Origin of the sequence: Paraburkholderia bryophila (genome assembly GCF_003269035.1) — a bacterium.
In the GTDB taxonomy this organism is placed as follows: Bacteria; Pseudomonadota; Gammaproteobacteria; order Burkholderiales; family Burkholderiaceae; genus Paraburkholderia; species Paraburkholderia bryophila.
Window position 1 is genome coordinate 13,766 of the sequence record NZ_QLTK01000021.1, and the last position, 21,928, is coordinate 35,693.

Genomic DNA, 21,928 nt, shown 5'->3' on the forward strand with positions numbered 1-21,928 from the left:
AGCGGTCTTTCCCCCACCCGCAGCCCCCACCATGCGCACCACCCGAGCCATCCACGCTGTCGAGCGGCTGAAAACGCGCAGCGGCAATCCGCAGTTCGCCGCGATCAGCCTGTCAGGCGGTTTGTTCTATCTGGTCGACAAGTCGAGCGGATCGGATAAAAAAGTCTCCGACCCGCTCACGCTCGACGACTTCGTCAAATTCGTCGACGCGTACGGCCCGCAGAAACCGCGTAAGGCTAGCAAGCTCGATATCGCGTTCGAAGAGCAGATCAAGAAAAGCAAGGGCGGTTGAGCGGAGGGGTCAGCGCTTTTGAGCGCTCGCAGGCTTTCTCAAGCGCCCCCAATCTCCCGCCACTGCCCATCCGCCGCGCTGCTCGCAAGCATCGCATCGATGAACCGCAGCCCCGCCACACCGTCCTCCACCGTCGTCAGCAACAGGCTTTCCGCCGGCAGCGCGCGCCCCGAGTCCAACGCTTCGATCTGCAACGCCGCGTCTTTGTACAACTGCGCGAACGCTTCCAGGTAGCCTTCAGGATGTCCCGCCGGCACCCGCGTCGCATGCGCCGCAATCGCACTTTTCACCCGCCCGCGTGTCAAGCGTTCAGCCGAACCCGCCAAGGGCGCGAACCACACTTCATTCGGCTGTTCCTGATCGAAGGCGAGATTCGCTTTCGTTCCATACACGCGCAAACGCAGCGCGTTCTCCGCGCCACTCGCCACCTGACTCGCCCATAGCATGCCGCGCGCGCCGTTCGGATAGCGCAGCATCGCCTGCACGTGATCGTCGATGCGACGTCCCGGCACGAAGGTATGCACCTCCGCCGCCAGCGCCGACGGCGTCATCCCCGTGACGAAAGCCGCGAGGTGATAGGCATGTGTGCCGATATCGCCAAGACAGCCCGCCGGACCCGCTAACGCGGGGTCCGTGCGCCAGCCGGCCTGCTTGTTCGTGCCGCTCGTTTCGACCGGTTCCGCCAGCCAGTCTTGCGCGTACTCGACTTGCACCACGCGCAATGCGCCGAGTTCGCCCGAGTCGATCAGTTCACGCGCGTAACGCACCATCGGATAGCCGGAATAGGTATGCGTCAACGCAAACAGCCGGTTCTTCTCGCGCGCGAGTTTCGCGAGCGCCTCGCCTTCCGCCAGCGAAATCGCCAATGGTTTGTCGCAGATCACGTGAATCCCGGCTTCGAGAAACGCGGTCGCGACCGGCGCATGCAGATGATTCGGCGTGACGATCGCCACCGCGTCGATACCGTCGTCGCGGGCGGCTTCGGCGCGCGCCATCTCGCGCCAGTCGGCGTAGCTACGCGCGATGCCCGCCTCGGCCGCGCTGGCCCGCGCACGCTGCGGATCGGACGACAACGCGCCCGCCACTAAGTCGAATCGATCGTCGAGCCGCGCCGCGATCCGGTGCACCGCGCCGATGAACGCGCCTTGTCCGCCGCCGACCATGCCCAACCTGAGCTTTCTTTGTTGCATTGTCTACGCTCCTCGACTCCCGTATGCGGCACTCGCGCCGTACGTGCAACCTCAAATTCCCAGCAGCCGCCTAAGCGCCCCGGCATCCACCCCACTCCCCGCGAAATCATCGAACGCATGCTCGGCCACACGAATGATGTGCCGCCGGATAAACTCCGCACCTTCGCGCGCGCCATCATGCGGATGCTTCAACGCGCACTCCCATTCCAGTACCGCCCAGCCGGGAAAGTCGTACTGCGCCATCTTCGAGAAGATCGCACCGAAATCGATCTGCCCGTCGCCGAGCGACCTGAAGCGCCCCGCGCGTTCGACCCAGCCGTTATACCCGCCGTACACGCCTTGTTTGCCGTTCGGTCGAAACTCCGCGTCCTTCACATGGAACGCTTTGATCCGCTCGTGATAGATGTCGATAAACGCCAGATAGTCGAGCTGCTGCAAAACGAAATGGCTCGGGTCGTAAAGAATATTGGCCCGTGCGTGCTGTTTCACCGCCTCGAGAAAACGCTCGAAAGTCACACCATCGTGCAGATCTTCGCCCGGATGGAGTTCGTAGCACACGTCGACACCGGCGGCGTCGAACGCATCGAGAATCGGCGTCCAGCGGCGCGCGAGTTCGTCGAATGCGGCGTCAACCAGACCGGCCGGACGCTGCGGCCACGGGTACAGATACGGCCACGCCAGCGCACCGGAAAACGACACATGCGTGCTCAAGCCCAAACGCTGTGAAGCTTTCGCGGCCAGCTTCAGTTGCTCGATCGCCCATTGCGTGCGCGCCGCCGGATTGCCTCGCACTTGCGGCGCGGCAAATCCGTCGAACAACGCGTCGTAAGCAGGATGCACCGCAACCAGTTGGCCTTGCAAATGCGTCGACAGTTCAGTGATCGTCACGCCCGCGTTTTCCGCGGTCTCGCGCAATTCATCGCAATAGGTCTGGCTCGCCGCCGCCTGCCCCAGATCGATCAGACGCGGATCGCACGGCACCTGGATGCCTTTGAAGCCGAGACCCGCCGCCCACTCCGCGAGGTGCGCGAGGTTGTCGAACGGCACTTCGTCGCCCATGAACTGGGCGAGAAAGATTGCCGGCCCTTTGATGGTTTTCATCGTACGGTTCCTCGAACGGGAGCGCGCCAGCCGTGCCTTCGCCGTAGAAAAAAACCCGGCCACCGCGCTCCAGATGCTCAGGCCAACATCACACAGCCATCACGCCAACCTCAGCCCGGATTCAGAACGGCGAGTCCGGAAAATAAAATTGCTGCGCGTTTTCCTTCGTGATCAGCACCGACGGAATGATCGTCGTGGCCGGCAGCTTCTCGCCTTTCAGACGCGCCTCGGCGGTAAGCTTGATCGCGTCGTAGATGAATTTCGGCGAGTACGACACGTCGGCCTTGATCATCGGCGCACCGTCCATCACGTTCTTCACCATGCCCTTCGAGCCCGCGCCGCCGAATACGATCTTGACGTCGGTCCGTTTGGCCTGCTCGATCGCCTTCAGGACGCCGACCGCCATGTCGTCGTCGGCGGCCCAGACGGCGTCGATATGCTTGAAGCGCGTCAGGTAATCCTGCATCACCTTGAACGCGTCGTCGCGATTCCAGTTCGCGTATTTCGCGTCGAGTATCTTCATCTCCGGATAGTTCTTGATCACGTTCGTGAACGCGGTCCAGCGCTCGTTGTCGAGCGTCGTCGGAATGCCGCGCAGCGCGACGATGTTGCCTTTGCCGTCGAGCGCTTTCGCCAGGTACTCGGCGGGAATCTTGCCGAACGCGGTGTTGTCGCCGGCCACGTACGCATCTTGTGCGCTGGTGTCCGTCAGCCCGCGATCCACCACCGTCACGTACACGCCTTTCTTCTTCACCTGCGCGACCGGCTGCGTGAGCGACGCCGATTCGAACGGAAAGATCACCAGCGCGTTGATCTTGTTGACCGTCACCAGATCCTGCAACTGGTTGGCCTGCTCGGGCGAGCCCGCTGCCGTCTTCACGATGATCCTGAGATCGGGATGCGCCTTCTCCAGATCGGTCTTCGCCTTGTTGGCCCACCAGACGATGCCGCCCGTAAAGCCGTGATCGGCCGTCGGAATCGCAACGCCCAATACGACCTTGTCGTCGGCGCGCGCCACGCCCGCCGTGCCCAGTATCCCCAACGCCAGCACGCCGGCGCCGACCGCTCGAATGACTTGCTTCATGGTTGTGTCTCCAATGTCGATGAGGCGTTCGTGCGCCCCGCTTCTCGAACCTGCCGTCGTGCCCAGATGAAACGCTAAAACTATCTCCGTCCGCGCTGCACGAACGCGACGAAGATAATCACCACGCCCTGCACCGCCGCGTTCAGATACACGCTGATGATGCTGGTGAGATTCAGAATATTGGCGATCACCGACAGCAGGATCGCGCCGATCACCGTCCCGATCACGCGCCCCTCGCCGCCCTTGAGCGCGGTGCCGCCGACCACGACCGATGCGATCGCCTCGAGCTCCCACAGCAAGCCGGTGGTCGGCGTGGCCGAGCCGAGCCGCGGCACGTAGAGCACGGTCGCCACGCCCACGCAGATGCCGAGCAGCACATAGGTGACGATCTTCACGGTATCGACGCGAATCGCCGCATAGCGCGCGACCTGTTCGTTCGAGCCGATCGCCTGCACGTGACGGCCGAACGCGGTGCGATTGAGAATCAGCGCACCGCCGGCGGCCACCACGAGGAAAACCCAGATCGGCACCGGCACGCCGAACAGACTCGCGTAATAAACCGGGCCATACAGATCGGACAGCGAGTTATCCAGCGTCAACGCGCCGCCATCGGCGAGCCACGTCAGTACCGCGCGAAAAATCCCCAACGTGCCCAACGTGACGATGAACGGTTCGATCCGTCCTTTGGTAATCAGCAAACCATGCGCGCAGCCGAACAGGCCGCCGAGCACCAGCGCGAACACGATCCCGAGCGTGAGAATCAGCAGCGGCGCGAACGTATGCCCGCCGACACCCGCCGCGAGCGCGTTCATCAGCCAGATCATGCTGCCGACGATCAGCGCGGCCATCGAGCCGACCGACAGATCGATACCGCCCGAGATGATCACGAAGGTCATGCCGACCGCGATGATGCCGATGAACGAGGTGCGCGTGAGCACGTTCATCAGGTTGTCGAGCGTGGCGAAATCGCGGTTGAGCAGCGTGCCGACGACGCACAGCAGAATCAGCCCGGCGAGCGGTCCGAGCGCATACAGGCGATGCGCGAAGCGCAGCGCGCGCCCGGATTGCACGGCTTCAGTGGGTGCCGGTCGCATGGGCGATCAACTCCTTTTCGGTCAGATGGTCGAGCGTCAGCGTCGCCTGCAGGCGTCCCGCGCGCATCACGGCGACGCGGTGACACAAGCCGATCAGCTCGATCAGTTCGGATGAAATGACGATCACCGCGCGGCCCTGCGCGGCGAGACGATGAATCAGAAAATAGATGTCGCGTTTCGCGCCGACGTCGACGCCACGAGTCGGTTCGTCGAGCACGATCACCTGCGGGTCGGGTTGCAGGAACTTGGCGAGCGCGAGCTTCTGCTGATTGCCACCGGACAGCATGCGCGCGCGGCTCGCCAGGTCGCCGGTGCGGATGCCGAATTCGCTCACCGCTTTCGTCAAGGCGGCGCGGCCCGCTTTCATATCGAGCAGCGGATGCGCGTAGCGTTCGAGCGTCATCAGCGTGACGTTGTCCTGCAGGCTCAGGTTCACGTGCAGGCCCTTGCCCTTGCGGTCTTCGCTCAGGTACGTGAGGCCGTGGCGCATGGCGTCGCGCGGGCTTTTCAGAGCGGCGGGAAGGCCGGCAATCTCGACGCGGCCCGCCGTGCGCTTGCGCAAGCCGATCAGCGCTTCGAACGCTTCGGTGCGGCCCGCGCCGACCAGTCCCGCGAAGCCGAGCACTTCGCCGGCGCGCACGTCGAAGCTGAGGTCGTCGACCCAGTCGGGCACGCTGAGGCCCGTCACTTTCAATGCGAGCGGTGCGTCGGCGGAGACCGTGAGCTTGTCGGGGAACATGTCGGAGACGTCCCGGCCCACCATCAGATTCGCCATCTGCTGGCGCGCGAGCCCGGCCGTTTCGCCGCGCGCGACGAAGCGGCCGTCGCGCATCACGATCACTTCGTCGGTAATGCGTTCCACCTCGTCGAGCTTGTGCGAGATGTAGATGAGGGTCACGCCGTCGGCCTTGAGCTTTGCCATCAGCGTGAACAGCCGCTCGGTTTCGGACGGCGTGAGCGTGGCGGTCGGTTCGTCCATGATGAGCAGACGCGCGCGGCGCGACAGCGCCTTCGCGATCTCCACCATCTGCTTTTCCGCGACGATCAATTCGCGCACCTTGGTGTCCGGCGCTTTCGCGAGGCCGACCTGTGCAAGGTAACGCGCGGCGTCGCTGCGCATCGCGGCATCGTCCACGAACCAGCCGCGCCGCTTCTCGTGGCCGAGATACATGTTCTGCGCGATCGTCAGATGCTCGGCGAGATTGAATTCCTGGTGAATCAGCACGATGCCCTGCGCTTGCGCGTCGCGCGAGCCGATGAACTGCCGTGCGTGGCCGTCGACCAGCAAGGTGCCCGACGTGGCGGTCTCATAGCCCGCGAGGATTTTCATCAGCGTGGATTTGCCCGCGCCGTTCTCGCCGAGCAGGCCGTAGATGCGCCCCGGCGCAAGCTCGAAACTCACGCCGTGCAGCACGCGCACCGGGCCGAAGTCTTTACGGATATCGTCGAAGCGGATCGCGAGGCTCATGGTCATGCGCTCCCGCGAATCACGAGCCGGTGCGGCAGCAGCACGCCGGGCACGTTCGCCAACGGATTGGCGAGCCGCTGCAGCAACAGACGCGCGGCGGTTTCGCCCAACTCGCGCATGGGCTGGGCGATCGTGGTGAGCGGTGGGTCGATCTGCGCGGCCAGCGAGATATCGTCGAAACCGACCACCGCGACATCGTCCGGCACCCGCTTGCCGACGCTGCGCAAACCGTGGATCACGCCGATCGCGAGCGTATCCGACACCGCGAAAATCGCGCTGGGCGCGTGCGGCGGCAACATCAGCGTGGCGGCGGCGGAAGCGCCCGCTTCGTAGTCGAGGCTGTTCAGGTTCATGCACCAGCGCCCGTCGGGCGTGATGCCCGCTTCGGTCAATGCGTCGAGATAGCCTTGCTGACGCTGCCGCGCGTACAGATAGTCGACGTCGGAATTGATCAGGCCGATGCGCTGGTGGCCGCGCGACAGCAGATACCGCACGGCGTCGCCGGCTGCGCGGTAATTGTCGATGCCCACGTACGGCACGCCCATCGCGGGGTCGAACTCGCAGCACGCGACCCACGGCAGCGCGCTGCTGGCCTCGCCGAGCGCTTGCTGGATGGTCGCCGGATCGAGGCAGATCGCGCCGTCCGCGCGACGCCGCCGCAGCAGATCGAAGTAGCTGCGCTCGCGGCCCGGATCGGCGCCTGTGTCGCACAACAGCATGAAGTAGCCATGCTGACGCGCCACGCTGTCGATGCCGCGCACGATCTCCGCATAGAACGGATTGCCGACGTCCGGCACCATGGTCAGCAGCAGGCGGCTTTCGGCGGTGCGCAGATTGCGCGCGAGTTCGTTGACGCGGTAACCGCTCGCGTCGATAGCGGCGAGGACTTTGTCGCGGGTCGCGGGCCGCACGTTCTCGTGACCGTTCAGCACACGCGACACCGTGGCCACCGACACCCCCGCCTGTTCCGCGACGCTGGCGATGGACAGGCTGTCAGCCGAACCACGCGAGGGCTGGGCGTCGCTCTGAGCGTCGGGCCGGGACCGCGCGCCGGAGGGCGCGGCACGGGCCACTTTGGACGACGGTTTGGACAAGTGAACTCGCCTGCAAAATGTAATCGATTACATTTTTGAGCGATAAAAGCCGGAATCGCAAGGTCGGATCGCTAGGGATTAACACGGGGTTGCGCGGTCTCCGCGCGGTGACGATCACGTGCCCAGGAGGCGCCCGCCGCGCTTGCGCGCGCCTGTCGCGCGGGCCCGGCGCCCTGCCCGCGGCGGCACGTTTCGACGCCGCCATTTGGTACAATCCCGCAGTTACCCTGCCGTGGCCCGCATCGTGAGCGATGCCTTCAGGCCGCCGGTCAGCGGGCAAACCGCCAAACTCGCCCACCCAACCTGCCGAATCCACCATGAACATCGAGCAAGCGCGTTTCAACATGATCGAACAGCAGATCCGCCCCTGGGAAGTGCTCGACCAGGACGTGCTGAATCTGCTCTCGATCGTCAAGCGTGAACATTTCGTCCCCACCGCTTACCGCGATCTGGCCTTCGTCGACTTCGAAGTGCCGCTGCCGGCCGGCCAGCACATGCTGGCGCCGCGCGTCGAAGCGCGCGTGCTGCAGGAACTGGCGGTGAAGAAACACGAAAGCGTGCTCGAAATCGGCGCGGGCTCGGGTTATATGGCGGCGCTGCTCGCGCATCGCGCGCAACACGTGCTGACGGTAGATATCGAACCGGAACTGGCTGAACTGGCCAAGGCCAACCTGATCGCCAACGGCGTGCTGAACGCCGAAGTCGCCACCGGCGACGCATCGCGCGGCTGGGCCAACGCCGCCCCGTACGACGTGATCTGCGTGTCGGGCGGCCTGCCGGTGCTGCCGCAGGAAATCCTCGAGCACCTGAAGATCGGCGGCCGCCTCGCGGCGTTCGTCGGCACCGCGCCGGTCATGAAGGCGCAAGTGATCACGCGCATCGACGAGAAGCAATACCGTATTGCCGATGTCTTCGAAACCTACGTCGAGCCGCTGGTCAACGCCGTGCAGCCGCCGCGTTTCAAGTTCTGATTCGCCTGGCCGGCCGCTCGTCGCCGGGCAAGCTCGAATCACACGCATTGATACGGACGGCCGGCATGGCCGCCGTCCTCTGAACCGGAAGTCCCGCTGATGCAAAATCTGACCGCTCCCGCGCTCGCCGAATGGCTCGCCGACACCTCGCGCCCCGCGCCCGTGCTGCTCGACGTGCGCGAACCGTGGGAAATCCAGACGGCCTCCCTGGCCGGCGCCGTGTCGATCCCCATGCGTGAGATTTCCGCACGCAGCGAAGAACTCGACGACGACGCGCAAATCGTCTGCGTCTGCCATCACGGCGCGCGCAGCGCCCAGGTCGCCATGTTCCTCGAATCGCGCGGCCATAAAAACGTGTTCAATCTGCAAGGCGGAATCGACGCGTGGTCGCGTCAGGTCGATCCGTCGGTTCCCACCTACTGAGCCCACTGCCGCGATGATGCGCCTCCGGGTGCCGGTCTTCGCGGCCGCTCTGGCGCTGGCCGGCACGCTGCCCGCGCACGCTGTCGGCCTGTCCCAACTCTACGACGAAGCGCTCTCCAGCGACGCGCAGCTTCAAAGCGCGCGCGCCGCCCTCGCTGCCAACAGCGAAGAGTTGCCGCTCGCGCGCGCCAAACTGTTGCCGCAGGTCTCGGCCTCGCTGTCCGCGAACCGTCAGAGCACCGACTTCGGCGGCGGCTTTCCGTCTTCGTACGGCAATAGCAACGGCTATACCATTTCGCTCACCCAGCCGCTGATTCATGTGGACAGCTGGTACGGCTATGCGCAGGGCAAGCTCGCGGTGGAGTCGGCGCAAGCCTCGTTCGCGCAGGCTCGCCAGGATCTGATCGTGCGGCTCGGCCAGGCGTATTTCGACGCACTGTCCGCGCAGGACAGCCTCGCGATCGCGCGCTCGCAGAAGGCGTCGATCGCGCAGCAACTGGAATCGGCCAAGCGCTCGTTCGAAGTCGGCAACACCACGATCACCGACACCAACGAAGCGCAGGCCAAATACGATCAGGCGGTCTCGCAGGAAATCGCCGCCCGGAACGACCTCGCGGTGAAGCTGGCGGCGCTGCAGCAGATCGTCGGGCATCCGGTCGAGAAAGTCGACGGGCTGGTTGCCGGCGCGCCGCTACCGCCGCCCGTGCCCGCCGACATCAACCAGTGGACCGATACCGCCAGCGACGCCAACTACCAGGTCGTCATCAAGCAGATCGCGCTGTCCACCGCGCAACGCGAAACCTCCAAGGCCAAGGCCGGCCATCTGCCGACCGTCGATCTGGTCGCGAGCCGCTCGCGCAGCAGCCTCGGCGCGGCCGGCGCGGGCAACTTCGGCGGGAACTTCGGCGGCGGCTTCGGCAGCGGAGCCGAAACGCCCACGGCCGGCACGCCGGCGCTGGCCGCTGAATTGGGCAATCTCGGTTCGTCGTACACGAACAGCACGATCGGCGTGCAGGTCACGATTCCCCTTTTTGCCGGCGGCGCGACACAAAGCCGGGTGCGTCAAACGCTCGCGCTCGAAGACCAGGCCGCCGCCGATCTCGATACCGCGCGGCGCAATGCGGCGCTGTCCGCGCGCCAGGCGTTTCTCGGCGTGGTGAGCGGGCTCGCCCAGGTGCGCGCGTTGCAGACCGCCGAGCGTTCGGCGAACACGTCGCTCGAGTCGAACCTGCTGGGTTATCAGGTGGGCGTGCGAATCAATATCGACGTGCTCAACGCGCAGGATCAGTTGTTCTCCGCTCGGCGCGATCTGGCGAAGGCGCGTTACGACACGCTGATCAATAGCCTCAAGCTGAAGGCGTCGACGGCGGATCTCACCGATCAGGACGTGCTGCAGTTGAGCGCGCTGCTGTCGCCGGTCGACGACGGCGCGTTGACCGCTTTGCCCGCGGTGCCGACGGTGCCGCATCCGGGGATCGCGGCGAAAGGTGCGGCCGGGAAGCTGGGACGGCGGGCAATGCCGAATGCGGCGGGGTCGCAGTAGGAGGTAGCGAGCCTGTCATTGCACCGATTCGCACATTCGTTTCGGACATTTCGTACGGTTTCCTGATCGTTACGCAGGCACCATGCTTCGACCTTTTTTGGGAGAGCATGGTAATGAAACTGATAAAGGCCGCGCTCGCGGCCTCGGCTTTCTGGCCGTTAGCGTCTTACGCCGTGCTGGGCGGTGCGCCCGGCGCCAACGCCGGCGCGACAGCCCGGTCGATGCTGCAGTCCGCAGCGCCTCGCAATACGTCCGCTTCGGCCGCGCCCTACACGATGCACGCAACCGAAGACGCCGACGGCGTGACCATCCACGAATATGCGCTGCCCACCAACGTGGTGTTCGCGGTGAGCTGGCAAGGTCCGGTGCGGCCGGATATGCGGGCGCTGCTCGGCAGTTACTTTCCCGCCTTTGCGAATGCCGGCGCCAGCCAGACGCGCGGCGCCGGCCCACTGGTCGAACACAGCAGCGATTTTCATATCGAATCGGCGGGCCGCCCGGGTCACGCGTTCGGCAAGGCGTATTTACCGCGCCTCGTTCCCGCCAACGTCCGCGTGGATCAACTGCCATGAAACAGCGCGCTGATTCAGCCAACACCCTCGGCATGAAGACGCTCAACAAGGCGCTGTGCGGCGCACTGCTGACAGCAGGCTTAGCGCTGAGCGGTTGCGGCGGCGGTAGCGGCGGTAGCGGCGGCGCCGATGGGAACGATAGCGACAGCGCGGCGAAAAGTAACGGCGCGGTGGTGCCGGTGACGCCGGCGTCGGGTTCCGCAGCTACTGTGTTGCCGAAGCCCACGCCGACGCCAAAACCGGCTCCGACTCCGGCGCCAACTCCAGCACCGACACCAACTCCAATTCCGGCTCCAACACCAACGCCGACTCCGACTCCGACTCCGACACCAACGCCGACGCCGACGCCAACGCCAACGCCAACACCAACACCAACACCAACACCGACTCCAACACCGACTCCGACTCCAACACCGACTCCGACTCCAACACCGACTCCAACTCCAACTCCAACTCCAACTCCAACGCCAACACCCACCCCCGACACCAACACCGCCCCCATCACCGTCGAGCGATGGACAGGCGACTTCGCCAACATGCCATTCGTCACGATCACGATCTGCCTCCCCGGCGTTCAGGGCGGCGATCGATGCGCGACGATCGATCACATCCAGCTCGACACCGGCTCGGTCGGCCTACGCGTTCTCGGCAGTGCGCTGGGCCCGTCCCTCACCGCCCGCCTGCCGGCCCAAACGGGCGCGACCGACGACCCGACCGGCAATGCATCCATCGCCGAATGCGCGGTGTTCGGCTCCGGCTTCACCTGGGGATCCGTGCGCCGCGCCGACGTGACGATCGGCGGTAAGACGGCGGGCAATCTACCGCTTCAGTTGATCGCCGGCGGCAAGGACGCCACCCCGCCGGACTGCCAGTCGCGCGGCGGCACCGAGCTGGGCACCGTCGATCAGCTCGGCGCCAATGGCGTGCTCGGCATCGGCCCGGCGCAGCGCGACCACCCGGCCGCCGCGCAATACGTGCTGCCGTCCGGCTACTACTACTGCTCCTCCACGACGTCTTGCACCAACACCCGCGTGCCGCTCGATACCCAGGTCATGAATCCGGTCGCCGACTTCACGTCGGACAACAACGGCACGCTCATCCGCTTGCCGGCGTTGCCCCCAGGCGGTCAGGCAAGCGTGGCCGGTACGCTGGTGTTCGGCATCGGCACCCGGCAGAACAACGCGCTGCCGTCGAACCCGAACGTGCTCGTGCTCGACCAGTACGGCTATTTCCCGACCACCTACAAGGGCACCCGCTACACCAGCGCGATCGACAGCGGTTCCAACGCGAACATCTTCATCGATACGACGGTCCCCTATTCAGGCCCGTGGTACATGCCGGCCACGACGCTCAGTCTGTCCGCGATCCTGAGCGGCATCGACAAGGCCGCGTCGCCGGTCACGGTGCCGTTCTCGCTGGCCAACGGCTGGAGCTTGCTGGCAAACCGCCATGCGGCCTACGACAGCCTCGGCGCGCCATCGGGCGGCATGTTCGTCTGGGGCCTGCCGTTCTTCTTCGGCCGTAACGTGTACACGGCCATCGACAACGTGACGGTCGGCAAACAAACCGCGCCATTCATCGCCTTCTGATCGAAAGCGGCACGTCCCGTCGAGCCATGCAAAAGGCCAGCGCCGCAAAGCGCTGGCCTTTTTTATGCATGGGCAACCGTTGGTTGCGTGCACAACCGCGCAGCGGCCATGCACCGCCAACGCCCGCTGGCGGATACACACGCTTCGTCGCGGCGCGACGCGCACCCGAACGAGGCGCGGCGCAGGATCGTGCACCAGTTTTGCGCCGCATCCCGCGTTCATTACGCATAACTGACTGCCGTCGCAGCCGCGCCGCAGCGCGCAAACCGCGAAGCACAAGCCGAATTTACAGCATGGCATGTGGCTTGCAGTACACAAACGGCAAGTCATGCGGGATAAGCCCTGCTGGCTGAAATCGACGCCCATAAACAGTCACCATCTAATGGCAAGGGGATACACATGAAACGTCGCAGTCTGTTGAAGTTCGGCTCCATGTCGGGCGCGCTCGCGCTGGCAGGCCAGGTTCCGTTCGCGCAAGCGCAGTCCGACAGTGGTCCGATCAAGGTGGGTATTCTGCATTCGCTGTCCGGCACCATGGCGATCTCGGAGACGTCCCTGAAAGACACCGCGTTGATGACCATTTCGGAAATCAACAAAAGCGGTGGCGTGATGGGACGTCAGATCCAGCCGGTGGTGGTCGATCCGGCGTCGAACTGGCCGCTGTTCGCCGAAAAAGCACGTCAGCTGATTACCCAGGAGAAGTGCGCGGCGGTGTTCGGCTGCTGGACCTCGGTATCGCGCAAATCGGTGCTGCCGGTGTTCGAGGAACTGAACGGCCTGCTGTTCTACCCGGTCCAGTACGAGGGCGAGGAAATGTCGCGCAACGTGTTCTACACGGGCGCCGCGCCGAATCAGCAGGCGATTCCCGCGACCGAATATCTGATGAGCGCGGAAGGCGGCGGCGCCAAGCGCTACTTTCTGTTGGGCACCGACTATGTGTACCCCCGCACCACCAACAAGATTCTGCGCGCGTTCCTCAAATCCAAAGGCGTGCAGGACGCCGATATCCAGGAGGTCTACACGCCGTTCGGCCACAGCGACTATCAGACCATCGTCGCGAACATCAAGACCTTCTCGCAAGGCGGCAAGACCGCGGTGATCTCCACGGTGAACGGCGATTCGAACGTGCCGTTCTACAAGGAACTCGGCAACCAGGGGCTGAAGGCGACGGATGTGCCGGTGGTCGCGTTCTCGGTCGGCGAGGAAGAACTGCGCGGCATCGATACGAAGCCGCTGGTCGGCAATCTCGCGGCGTGGAACTACTTCATGTCGCTGCGCAATCCGGAGAACACCAAGTTCAAGGCGATGTTCGCCAAGTGGGTGAAGGACAACAACCTGCCGGGCGGCGACAAGCGCGTGACGAACGACCCGATGGAAGCCACCTTCGTGGGCATTCACATGTGGAAGCAGGCGGTCGAGAAAGCGAAGAGCGCCGACGTCGACAAGGTGCGCGTGGCGATGATCGGCCAGACCTTCAACGCGCCGTCGGGCTTCGTGCTGACCATGGACGGCAATCACCATCTGCACAAACCGGTGATGATCGGCGAAGTACGCGCGGACGGCCAGTTCAACGTCGTGTGGCGCACCAAGACCGCGATTCGCGCGCAGCCGTGGAGTCCGTTCATTGCCGGCAATTCGAGCAAGCCGGATATCGTCAGCTCGATCCCGGCATTCCTCAAGCGCTCGCGCGTGGCGTAATGGAACGGCTCGCCGCGAGGGCGTTTCCGATCCCGGCGTGGCGAGTTCGAATTGGGCTCATGGTAAACGCATCGATACGCCCGTGAGTTCGGATTGTTTGCCGGCGCTGGCGCCCGGCGTTTGCATGTGCGCTTGCATTTGCAATGGCGTGAGCGCCTCGACCTCGGCGGGTGCCGCAACCCGGCAGCGCGGCAGCGGTTGCACACCCCGCGCCCCCGCCTCGCCGGTTTTTCTCCAAAGGCCACCATGGCGTTTTCACTCCTTAGATCCGTGCGGCGCTGCATCGGCAGCGTGGCGCTCGTGCTGCTCGCCGGCACGCCGCTCGCCGCGTTCGCGCTGACGCAGGCCGATGTCGCACCGCTGGCCGGCGACGACTTCGACGCCAAATCGGCGGCCATCGACAAGCTGATCGCCAATCACGACAAAGAATCGATGGCGGTGCTCAAAGCGCTATCCGACGACAGCGCGCTCGCCACCGACGCGGGTGCGGTGTTGCTGCAGGATGGCGACACCACGCGCGACGCGGTCACCGGCAAAACCGTCACCGCCGGCAGCGACGCGCAACCGGTCACGCTGAACAATCTGCTGCGCTCGAAAGTAGCCGGCGCGTTGTCCGGCCTGCAACTCGACTCGCCGGACAAGGCAACGCGCGACGCCGCCGTCAGCGCGCTGCTGCAGAATCCCGATCCATCGATCAAACCGCTCGTCGACGCGGCCCGCGCGAAGGAGACCGACCCGGCGCTGAAGAAACGTCTCGACACGCTATGGGCCATGACCGCCCTGCACGACGCCGACCCGGTCAAGCGTATCGAGGCCGTGCAACTGGTCGCCGCGCGGCATGACCTCGACATGAACGAACTGCTGCGCCCGCTCGTCGCGAAAAAGCCGGACGGCAGCTTCGCCGAGCCCGACGATCGGGTGCGCGCCGCCGCGCAAAGCGGCATCGACGAACTCGACGCGATCCAGCGCCGCAGCCAGATCGCCGGCACGCTGTTCGCGGGCCTGTCGCTCGGCAGCGTGCTGCTGCTCGCCGCGCTGGGGCTGGCCATCACGTACGGGCTGATCGGCGTCATCAACATGGCGCACGGCGAATTCCTGATGATCGGCGCGTATGCCACCTACGTCGTGCAGAACCTCTTTCAACGTTTCGCGCCGGGCGCGTTCGACTGGTATCCGCTGCTCGCGGTGCCGGCCTCGTTCGCGGCGGCGGGGCTGGTCGGCATCGTGCTCGAACGGCTGGTGTTGAAGCATCTCTATGGCCGTCCGCTGGAAACGCTGCTGACCACCTTCGGCGTCAGCCTGATCCTGATTCAGGCGACCCGCATGCTGTTCGGCGCGCAGAACGTGCAGGTGATCAACCCCTCGTGGATGAGCGGCGGCGTCACCGTGTTGCCGAATCTGATCCTGCCGTACAACCGGCTCGCGATTCTCGCGTTCTCGCTGATCGTGGTCGGGATCGCCTGGGCGGTGTTGACGAAGACGCGCCTCGGCCTGTTCGTGCGCGCCGTCACGCAGAACCGGCGTATGGCCGCCTGTGTCGGCGTGAAGACCGCGCGGGTCGACTCGTACGCGTTCGCGTTCGGCGCGGGCATCGCCGGGTTGGGTGGCTGCGCGCTGTCGCAGATCGGCAATGTCGGGCCGGACCTCGGCCAGAGCTACATCATCGATTCGTTCATGGCCGTGGTGCTGGGCGGCGTGGGTCAACTGGCCGGCACGGTGATCGGCGGCTTCGGGCTCGGTCTCGTCAGCAAGGCGATCGAACCGTTCTGGGGCGCCGTGCTTGCGAAGATCGCGGTGCTCGTGCTGATCGTGCTGTTCATCCAGAAGCGTCCGCAGGGCATGTTTGCCCTCAAGGGACGTAGCGCGGAGGCATGATGACGACTGCTACTTCACCCTCCCATGTCGGCGCAAGCGGCGCCGCCGCAGCGGCCGAACGCGAGCCGCAGTCCGGTTTCGCACTCGGCTTGCCGCCGCGGCCCGCGCTGTTGTCGCGCCGCGCGTGGCTCGCGCTGATCGCGTTGATCGTCGTGTTCGGGCTCGGCGTGCCGTTCGCCACGCTGGTCGTGCCGGAAACCAGCGCGTTCCATCTGTCCGCGTACGCGATGACGATCACCGGCAAGTTCATGTGCTACGCGATCGCGGCGCTGGCGCTGGATCTCGTGTGGGGCTACTGCGGCATTCTGAGCCTCGGCCACGCGCTGTTCTTCGCGCTGGGCGGTTACGCGATCGGTATGTACCTGATGCGCGCCATCGGCCACGAGGGCAAATACGGCAGCGATCTGCCGGACTTCATGGTGTTTCTCGACTGGCACCAGTTGCCGTGGTACTGGCAAGGCACCCAGCATCTCGGCTACGCGTTGCTGCTGGTGGTGCTGGTGCCGGCGGTCGTCGCGTGGGTGTTCGGCTTCTTCACGTTCCGCTCGCGCGTGAAGGGCGTGTATCTCTCGATCATCACGCAGGCCATGACCTTCGCCGCGATGCTGCTGTTCTATCGCAATGAGACCGGCTTCGGCGGCAATAACGGCTTTACCGATTTCAAACGGATCGGCGGCTTTCCGATCACGCATCCGGGTACACGTACGGCGCTTTTGCTGATTACGTTCGCGGTGCTGGTACTCGCGTTCATCGCCGCACGGGCGATCGTTACGTCGAAACTCGGCCGCGTGGTGACCGCTGTGCGCGACGGCGAAACACGGCTGATGTTCCTCGGCTACAGCCCGCTCGCGTACAAGCTGTTCGTGTGGACCGTATCGGCGGTGCTGTGCGGTATTGCCGGCGCGTTGTATGTGCCGCAGGTCGGCATCATCAATCCGGGCGAGATGTCGCCCGGCAACTCGATCGAAATGGCGATCTGGGTCGCGGTGGGCGGACGCGGCACGCTGATCGGGCCGATCATCGGCGCGTTCGCGGTGAACGGCGCGAAGAGCTTCTTTACCGCGAATTTCCCTGAATACTGGCTGTTCTTTCTTGGCCTGATCTTCGTGCTGGTTCCACTGCTGCTGCCCAACGGCATCATGGGCCTGATCGAACTCGTGACGCGCAAGAGGAACCGCTCATGAACGAAAACCCGATGGTGCCTGATCTGGCCTTACCCGAAGAACCCGCTGAAACGTCATTGAGCGGCGTCGCCAGCATGGGACGCGCCGTTACGCCGGGCGAGATCGACGTGTCGCACGGCACGATTCTCTACCTCGAAGACGTGACCGTGAGTTTCGATGGTTTTCGTGCGTTGAACGCGCTGACGCTGACGATCGATGCCGGCGAATTGCGCTGCATCATCGGTCCGAACGGCGCCGGCAAAACCACCATGATGGATGTGATCACAGGCAAGACCGAGCCGGATTCCGGCAAAGTGTTTCTCGGCCAGTCGATCGACCTGACGCGAATGAACGAGCCTTCCATTGCGCGCGCGGGTATCGGTCGCAAGTTCCAGAAGCCGACCGTGTTCGAACAGCATCCCGTGTGGGAAAACCTCGAACTGGCCATGAAGGCCGATAAGGGCTGGTGGGCCTCGTTACGCGCGCGGCTGGATCGCGAGGCGCAGGCGCGGATCGAAGAGACGCTCGCGTTGATCGGACTCGAAAGCGAAGCGCGGCGTCTGGCCGGCGAGCTCTCGCATGGACAGAAACAGCGGCTCGAGATCGGCATGTTGCTGATGCAACAACCGGCGTTGCTGCTACTCGACGAACCCGCCGCCGGCATGACCGACGACGAAACCATGCAGCTCGCCGAGTTGCTCAATCATCTGCGCGGCACCTGTTCGATGATGGTCGTCGAGCACGATATGGAGTTCGTCGCGGCATTGTCGGGCGAGACCGGGAAGGTGACCGTGATGGCCGAAGGACACGTGCTCGCGCACGGTACGCTCGATCAGGTCAAGCGGGACGAGACGGTGATCGAGTCTTACCTGGGTCGGTGAAGCGATCTATCAAGCGGTCTATCAGGCGGTCTATGACTCAAAGGGTCGAACGGATATGCTCGAAGTAGAAAACCTCAACCAGTATTACGGCGGCAGTCACATTCTGCGGGATGTGAAGCTCACTGTGCCCGATGGCAAGCTCACGGTTCTGCTGGGCCGCAATGGCGTGGGGAAGACCACGTTGTTGCGCTGCCTGATGGGTGTCGTGCAGACGAAAAGCGGCTCGATTGCGTGGCGTGGCGCGCCGATTACAAAACTGCCGACCTACTCCCGTGTGGAAAAAGGCCTGGCGTATGTGCCGCAAGGGCGCGATATTTTTCCGCGCCTGACCGTCGAGGAAAATCTGCTGGTCGGCGCGGCCAGTAAAAAAGCGCCGAAGAAGATTCCCGATCGCATTTACGAACTGTTTCCGGTTCTGAAGGACATGCGCACGCGCCGCGGCGGCGATCTGTCGGGCGGTCAACAGCAACAGCTCGCGATTGGCCGCGCGCTGATGAGCGACCCGCAACTGCTGATTCTCGACGAACCCACCGAAGGCATTCAGCCGTCGATCATTCAGGATATCGGCCGCACGCTGCGCCAACTGGTCGAGGAGATGGGCATGACCGTGCTGCTGGTCGAGCAGTACTACGACTTCGCTAAAGATATCGCCGACCGGTATTGGGTGATGAGCCGTGGAGAAATCGTCGCGGGCGGCGAAGGGGCGAATATGGATGCGGACGGGGTGCGGGCATTGATTGCGGTTTGATGCGCCCGGCGCGGTTCGGCGCGCGGACCGTGCGTGCTATTCTCGCCGCATCCCGTGGCGGCGCGGTTCGCGCGTTGCCCAACGCGCTCCGGCACGTTCCGTCCTAACACGTCGATCGTTCGTTCATTCGCATGTCGCTTCACGAAAATCACAACACGCTCGCTACTGCTGCACACGCCGGTACGCATTCGCAATGGCGCGCGCGGCTCGAACTCGGGTTCGTCGAACATGATGGGCGGACTACGCTCAGGCATCGACTGCATGAGGGGCCGCTGCGCGTGCAACGGCCGCTGTTTCCGGAAGGTCAGGGGATCTGTCATGCGGTGATCGTGCATCCGCCGGGTGGCGTGGCGGGTGGGGATCGGCTGGATATCGATGTGGAGGTTGGCGCGGGCGCGCATGCTGTTGTCACTACGCCCGGCGCGACCAAGTGGTACAAGTCGAATGGCGCCGAGGCTCGGCAGCAGATCGCCGTGCGGGTGGGGGAAAACGGCAAGCTCGACTGGTTGCCGCAGAACAATATCGTTTTTGATCACGCTAACGCGGGGCTTGAGTTTTCGTTGACGATGGCTGAAGGTGCTACCGCTTTAGGTTGGGATGCCACCCAACTTGGCCGGCAGGCTGCCGGTGAGCGGTGGTCGGAAGGGAGCTTGCGAGCTGTGTCGCGGATCGTGGGCCCTGACGGTAAGTTGCTTTGGCTTGAGCGAGCCAATCTCGCTGCAAGCGATTCGTTGCGGGAGGCCGCGCAAGGGTTGGCGGGGTTTCCGGCTTATGGGACGCTGTGGGCGGTTGGGGAGGCCTGTGATGATGCTCTCGCTGAGGTGCTGACGGCGCAGCTGCCGTTTGATGATTCTTTGCGTGGGGCGGCTTCTTGTGTCACCCAAGGGGTGATTGTCGTGCGGGCTGTTTCGCGGTCTATGGAGTTGCTGCAGAGGGCTCTTACTCAGTGCTGGTTGGAGTTGCGGCCTGTTGTGCATGGGGTTCGGGGGGTGCCTTTGCGGATTTGGAATACGTAGGGTGGTTTTGTCTGTATCCATGCGGTTTTGGCCTTTCCTTGTTGGCGCGGTGGTCTATTGGCGTTGCCCCTGTGCGGGGCGGCACCTACTTTTCTTTGCCTGCCGCAAAGCAAAGTAGGCAAAAGAAAGCGGCTCAACCCGCTAGCTCATAAGCGGGGCCCTCGCGCAGTTCCGGTAGTGGCTCATCTGGAATCTGTGCGCTCGCACACTCCGCGTTCGTGGCACAGCAGTCATTCCTCCGGCGGCGCTGCGCGCGCCGTGGCGGTTGTTCATTCTCGTGGGTGCTTTCACCTTCGTAAGATCAGACGCACCACTCCGGCGCAGTGCGTCGCCCAGCTTTGGTGCATTTGTCCCTTCCTTCCCTTCCTTCCCTTCCTTCCTTTGCTCGCCTTTGCTGCGCCGGCATGGCACATACCTTGCGTCGGTTTCGTTACGATGCTGCCGCGTCCTTGACGGCAGCCGGTCCGCTCGACAACACGCTCACACACCATGAATCGATCCACTCTTCGCCCCGCGCGTCGCGCCTGGCTCGCCGCTCTTCTGCTGTCGCCGGTTCTTGGCGTCGTCGCACCCGCGGCTCACGCGGATACGCTCGATAACATCGCCAAGGCGGGGGTGCTCAAAGTGGCGGTGCCGGAAGACTATCCGCCGTTCGGTTCGGTCGGCGCGGACATGAAGCCGCAAGGCTATGACATCGATACGGCGGCGTTGCTCGCGAAGTCGATGAACGTGAAGCTCGAACTGGTGCCGGTCAATAGCGCGAACCGTATTCCGTATCTGCAAACGGGTAAGGTCGATCTGGTCATCTCGTCGCTCGGTAAAACGCCCGAGCGCGAGAAGGTCATCGATTTCTCGGCCACCTACGCGCCGTACTACCAGGGCGTGTTCGGTCCGGCGGATATCAAGGTCTCCAGTCCCGCCGATCTCACCGGCAAAACCGTCGGCGCGACGCGCGGCGCGCTGGAAGAAATCGGTCTCACGCAAATGGCGCCGAATGCCACCATCAAACGCTTCGAAGACAACAACGCCACCATCGCCGCGTTTCTCTCGGGGCAAGTGCAACTGATCGCCGCCGGCAATATCGTCGCCGCGGCAATCCTCGCGAAAAATCCGCCGCGTCGGCCGGAGCCGAAGTTCGTTATCAAGAACTCGCCGTGCTTCGTCGGTATGAACAAGAACGAGCCGCGTCTGCAGCAGAAAGTCAACGCCGCTATCGCGCAGGCGAAACAGGACGGCACGCTCAACGCGATGTCGAAGAAATGGTTCGGCGCGCCGCTGCCCGCCGACCTGTAAGCGCATCGTTAGCCCAGCTTGATACTGTGACCGGCTTATCCGGCATTGCACTCGTCGTGGCTGCATCCCGTGCCCGGCACGCGATCGTAGTCATGACGCGCAGCGCCTAACATCGTCGTAGCCGGTCCTGCCACAGGGCCGCCGCCGCGGCCGTCACCACCCTACGCACACATTCGATGAAGCTGACACCTCGCGAGAAGGACAAGCTGCTGATCTTCACCGCCGCGCTGCTCGCCGAAAGGCGCCGCGCCCGCGGCCTCAAACTGAATTACCCGGAAGCGATCGCGTTCATCACCGCCGCGCTGATGGAAGCGGCCCGCGACGGCAAAACCGTCGCCGAGGTCATGCACTACGGCACCACGCTGCTCACCCGCGACGACGTCATGGAAGGCGTGCCGGAAATGATCCCGGACATCCAGGTCGAAGCCACCTTCCCCGACGGCACCAAGCTCGTCACCGTGCATCATCCGATCCCCTAATCACGAAGGCAGCCCCATGATCCCCGGCGAACTCATCACCGACGACGGCGAACACGAGCTCAACGCGGGCCGCGCCACCGTGACGGTCCTCGTGTCGAACACCGGCGACCGGCCCGTGCAGATCGGCTCGCATTACCACTTCTACGAAGTCAACGAAGCGCTCGCCTTCGACCGTGAAGCGGCCCGCGGCTTCCGGCTGAATATCGCGGCGGGCACCGCCGTGCGTTTCGAGCCCGGCCAGGAACGCACCGTCGAGCTGGTCGAACTGGCGGGCGACCGTATCGTCTACGGCTTCAACGGCAAGGTGATGGGCAAGCTGTGATGCACCACGCGCGCGCGCTCGCCTGAACCGCC

At 64.3% G+C, this 21,928-nt stretch carries 21 protein-coding genes and 1 pseudogene; 15 read left to right on the forward strand and 7 right to left on the reverse strand.

Going from position 1 to position 21,928, the window contains the following annotated elements:
- Positions 1-31: 31 nt before the first annotated feature.
- Positions 32-292 (forward strand): hypothetical protein, encoded by a 261-nt coding sequence (locus BX591_RS25020; RefSeq protein WP_111934012.1) that lies wholly within the window; start codon positions 32-34, stop codon positions 290-292.
- Between the two features lie 38 nt (positions 293-330).
- On the opposite strand, the gene BX591_RS25025 is transcribed toward BX591_RS25020, so the two are convergent.
- From BX591_RS25025 to BX591_RS25050, 6 genes are all read right to left on the reverse strand, one after another.
- The gene (locus BX591_RS25025) at positions 331-1,482 is read right to left on the reverse strand and encodes a Gfo/Idh/MocA family protein (protein ID WP_111934013.1); all 1,152 of its coding nucleotides are present in this window, start codon (positions 1,480-1,482) and stop codon (positions 331-333) included.
- Between the two features lie 51 nt (positions 1,483-1,533).
- Entirely contained in the window at positions 1,534-2,583 is a 1,050-nt protein-coding gene (locus BX591_RS25030; RefSeq protein ID WP_111934014.1) for a sugar phosphate isomerase/epimerase family protein, read from the reverse strand.
- A gap of 121 nt (positions 2,584-2,704) precedes the next feature.
- Positions 2,705-3,667, reverse strand: coding sequence for a substrate-binding domain-containing protein (locus tag BX591_RS25035; protein WP_111934015.1), 963 nt, complete (start codon positions 3,665-3,667; stop codon positions 2,705-2,707).
- A gap of 80 nt (positions 3,668-3,747) precedes the next feature.
- On the reverse strand, positions 3,748-4,761 hold the full coding sequence (locus BX591_RS25040) for an ABC transporter permease (protein WP_111934016.1): 1,014 nt from the start codon (positions 4,759-4,761) through the stop codon (positions 3,748-3,750).
- On the reverse strand, positions 4,742-6,229 hold the full coding sequence (locus BX591_RS25045; protein WP_111934017.1) for a sugar ABC transporter ATP-binding protein: 1,488 nt from the start codon (positions 6,227-6,229) through the stop codon (positions 4,742-4,744). The genes BX591_RS25040 and BX591_RS25045 overlap by 20 nt, the downstream gene beginning before the upstream one ends.
- A gap of 2 nt (positions 6,230-6,231) precedes the next feature.
- Positions 6,232-7,323: a LacI family DNA-binding transcriptional regulator gene (locus BX591_RS25050; protein WP_111934018.1), complete on the reverse strand. Its 1,092-nt coding sequence runs from the start codon at positions 7,321-7,323 to the stop codon at positions 6,232-6,234.
- A 317-nt stretch (positions 7,324-7,640) separates the two neighbouring features.
- Between BX591_RS25050 and BX591_RS25055 the strand changes: the two genes are divergently transcribed.
- From BX591_RS25055 to BX591_RS25070, 4 genes are all read left to right on the forward strand, one after another.
- On the forward strand, positions 7,641-8,294 hold the full coding sequence (locus BX591_RS25055) for a protein-L-isoaspartate O-methyltransferase family protein (protein ID WP_111934019.1): 654 nt from the start codon (positions 7,641-7,643) through the stop codon (positions 8,292-8,294).
- A gap of 99 nt (positions 8,295-8,393) precedes the next feature.
- A complete protein-coding gene (locus tag BX591_RS25060) occupies positions 8,394-8,717 on the forward strand; it encodes a rhodanese-like domain-containing protein (protein ID WP_111934020.1) in 324 nt (107 codons plus the stop codon).
- Between the two features lie 13 nt (positions 8,718-8,730).
- Positions 8,731-10,260 carry a TolC family outer membrane protein gene (locus tag BX591_RS25065; protein WP_111934021.1) on the forward strand — a complete coding sequence of 510 codons (1,530 nt, stop codon included), beginning with the start codon at positions 8,731-8,733 and terminating at the stop codon, positions 10,258-10,260.
- Positions 10,261-10,373: 113 nt separating this feature from the next.
- A complete protein-coding gene (locus tag BX591_RS25070) occupies positions 10,374-10,832 on the forward strand; it encodes a DUF2844 domain-containing protein (RefSeq protein ID WP_111934022.1) in 459 nt (152 codons plus the stop codon).
- A 204-nt stretch (positions 10,833-11,036) separates the two neighbouring features.
- Here BX591_RS25070 and BX591_RS37005 read toward each other — a convergent pair whose 3' ends face one another.
- Entirely contained in the window at positions 11,037-11,264 is a 228-nt protein-coding gene (locus BX591_RS37005; RefSeq protein WP_244147109.1) for a hypothetical protein, read from the reverse strand.
- A 65-nt stretch (positions 11,265-11,329) separates the two neighbouring features.
- On the opposite strand from BX591_RS37005, the pseudogene BX591_RS25075 reads away from it, so the two are divergent.
- The 10 genes and pseudogenes from BX591_RS25075 to BX591_RS25120 all read left to right on the forward strand — a co-directional run.
- Positions 11,330-12,421, forward strand: a pseudogene (locus BX591_RS25075) (DUF3443 domain-containing protein); the annotation flags it as partial.
- A gap of 399 nt (positions 12,422-12,820) precedes the next feature.
- Positions 12,821-14,119 carry an urea ABC transporter substrate-binding protein gene (gene urtA / locus BX591_RS25080; RefSeq protein WP_111934024.1) on the forward strand — a complete coding sequence of 433 codons (1,299 nt, stop codon included), beginning with the start codon at positions 12,821-12,823 and terminating at the stop codon, positions 14,117-14,119.
- A 246-nt stretch (positions 14,120-14,365) separates the two neighbouring features.
- Positions 14,366-15,994, forward strand: a complete 1,629-nt coding sequence (urtB, locus tag BX591_RS25085; protein WP_111934025.1) for an urea ABC transporter permease subunit UrtB — start codon at positions 14,366-14,368, stop codon at positions 15,992-15,994.
- Positions 15,994-17,178, forward strand: coding sequence for an urea ABC transporter permease subunit UrtC (urtC, locus tag BX591_RS25090; protein WP_111934026.1), 1,185 nt, complete (start codon positions 15,994-15,996; stop codon positions 17,176-17,178). Before urtB ends, urtC begins: the two co-directional genes overlap by 1 nt.
- A complete protein-coding gene (gene urtD, locus BX591_RS25095; RefSeq protein ID WP_111934027.1) occupies positions 17,175-18,038 on the forward strand; it encodes an urea ABC transporter ATP-binding protein UrtD in 864 nt (287 codons plus the stop codon). Before urtC ends, urtD begins: the two co-directional genes overlap by 4 nt.
- Before the next feature lie 55 nt (positions 18,039-18,093).
- The gene (gene urtE / locus BX591_RS25100) at positions 18,094-18,786 is read left to right on the forward strand and encodes an urea ABC transporter ATP-binding subunit UrtE (protein ID WP_111934028.1); all 693 of its coding nucleotides are present in this window, start codon (positions 18,094-18,096) and stop codon (positions 18,784-18,786) included.
- A gap of 131 nt (positions 18,787-18,917) precedes the next feature.
- Complete coding sequence (locus BX591_RS25105; RefSeq protein ID WP_111934029.1) at positions 18,918-19,802, forward strand: urease accessory protein UreD; 885 nt, start codon at positions 18,918-18,920, stop codon at positions 19,800-19,802.
- Between the two features lie 489 nt (positions 19,803-20,291).
- Positions 20,292-21,095, forward strand: a complete 804-nt coding sequence (locus tag BX591_RS25110; RefSeq protein ID WP_111934030.1) for a transporter substrate-binding domain-containing protein — start codon at positions 20,292-20,294, stop codon at positions 21,093-21,095.
- A 176-nt stretch (positions 21,096-21,271) separates the two neighbouring features.
- The gene (gene ureA / locus BX591_RS25115) at positions 21,272-21,574 is read left to right on the forward strand and encodes an urease subunit gamma (protein ID WP_011487082.1); all 303 of its coding nucleotides are present in this window, start codon (positions 21,272-21,274) and stop codon (positions 21,572-21,574) included.
- Positions 21,575-21,590: 16 nt separating this feature from the next.
- The gene (locus BX591_RS25120; RefSeq protein WP_111934031.1) at positions 21,591-21,896 is read left to right on the forward strand and encodes an urease subunit beta; all 306 of its coding nucleotides are present in this window, start codon (positions 21,591-21,593) and stop codon (positions 21,894-21,896) included.
- The last annotated feature ends 32 nt before the right edge of the window (positions 21,897-21,928 follow it).

Coding starts and splice junctions, on each gene's coding strand:
- BX591_RS25070 (WP_111934022.1), top strand. CDS start 10,374: ATGAAACTGATAAAGGCCGCGCTCGCGGCCTCGGCTTTCTGGCCGTTA.
- BX591_RS25110 (WP_111934030.1), top strand. CDS start 20,292: ATGAATCGATCCACTCTTCGCCCCGCGCGTCGCGCCTGGCTCGCCGCT.
- BX591_RS25035 (WP_111934015.1), bottom strand. CDS start 3,667: ATGAAGCAAGTCATTCGAGCGGTCGGCGCCGGCGTGCTGGCGTTGGGG.
- BX591_RS25025 (WP_111934013.1), bottom strand. CDS start 1,482: ATGCAACAAAGAAAGCTCAGGTTGGGCATGGTCGGCGGCGGACAAGGC.
- urtC (WP_111934026.1), top strand. CDS start 15,994: ATGACGACTGCTACTTCACCCTCCCATGTCGGCGCAAGCGGCGCCGCC.
- urtA (WP_111934024.1), top strand. CDS start 12,821: ATGAAACGTCGCAGTCTGTTGAAGTTCGGCTCCATGTCGGGCGCGCTC.
- BX591_RS25040 (WP_111934016.1), bottom strand. CDS start 4,761: ATGCGACCGGCACCCACTGAAGCCGTGCAATCCGGGCGCGCGCTGCGC.
- BX591_RS25105 (WP_111934029.1), top strand. CDS start 18,918: ATGTCGCTTCACGAAAATCACAACACGCTCGCTACTGCTGCACACGCC.
- urtE (WP_111934028.1), top strand. CDS start 18,094: ATGCTCGAAGTAGAAAACCTCAACCAGTATTACGGCGGCAGTCACATT.
- BX591_RS25055 (WP_111934019.1), top strand. CDS start 7,641: ATGAACATCGAGCAAGCGCGTTTCAACATGATCGAACAGCAGATCCGC.
- BX591_RS25120 (WP_111934031.1), top strand. CDS start 21,591: ATGATCCCCGGCGAACTCATCACCGACGACGGCGAACACGAGCTCAAC.
- BX591_RS25060 (WP_111934020.1), top strand. CDS start 8,394: ATGCAAAATCTGACCGCTCCCGCGCTCGCCGAATGGCTCGCCGACACC.
- BX591_RS25030 (WP_111934014.1), bottom strand. CDS start 2,583: ATGAAAACCATCAAAGGGCCGGCAATCTTTCTCGCCCAGTTCATGGGC.
- BX591_RS25045 (WP_111934017.1), bottom strand. CDS start 6,229: ATGAGCCTCGCGATCCGCTTCGACGATATCCGTAAAGACTTCGGCCCG.
- ureA (WP_011487082.1), top strand. CDS start 21,272: ATGAAGCTGACACCTCGCGAGAAGGACAAGCTGCTGATCTTCACCGCC.
- BX591_RS25020 (WP_111934012.1), top strand. CDS start 32: ATGCGCACCACCCGAGCCATCCACGCTGTCGAGCGGCTGAAAACGCGC.
- urtD (WP_111934027.1), top strand. CDS start 17,175: ATGAACGAAAACCCGATGGTGCCTGATCTGGCCTTACCCGAAGAACCC.
- urtB (WP_111934025.1), top strand. CDS start 14,366: ATGGCGTTTTCACTCCTTAGATCCGTGCGGCGCTGCATCGGCAGCGTG.
- BX591_RS25065 (WP_111934021.1), top strand. CDS start 8,731: ATGATGCGCCTCCGGGTGCCGGTCTTCGCGGCCGCTCTGGCGCTGGCC.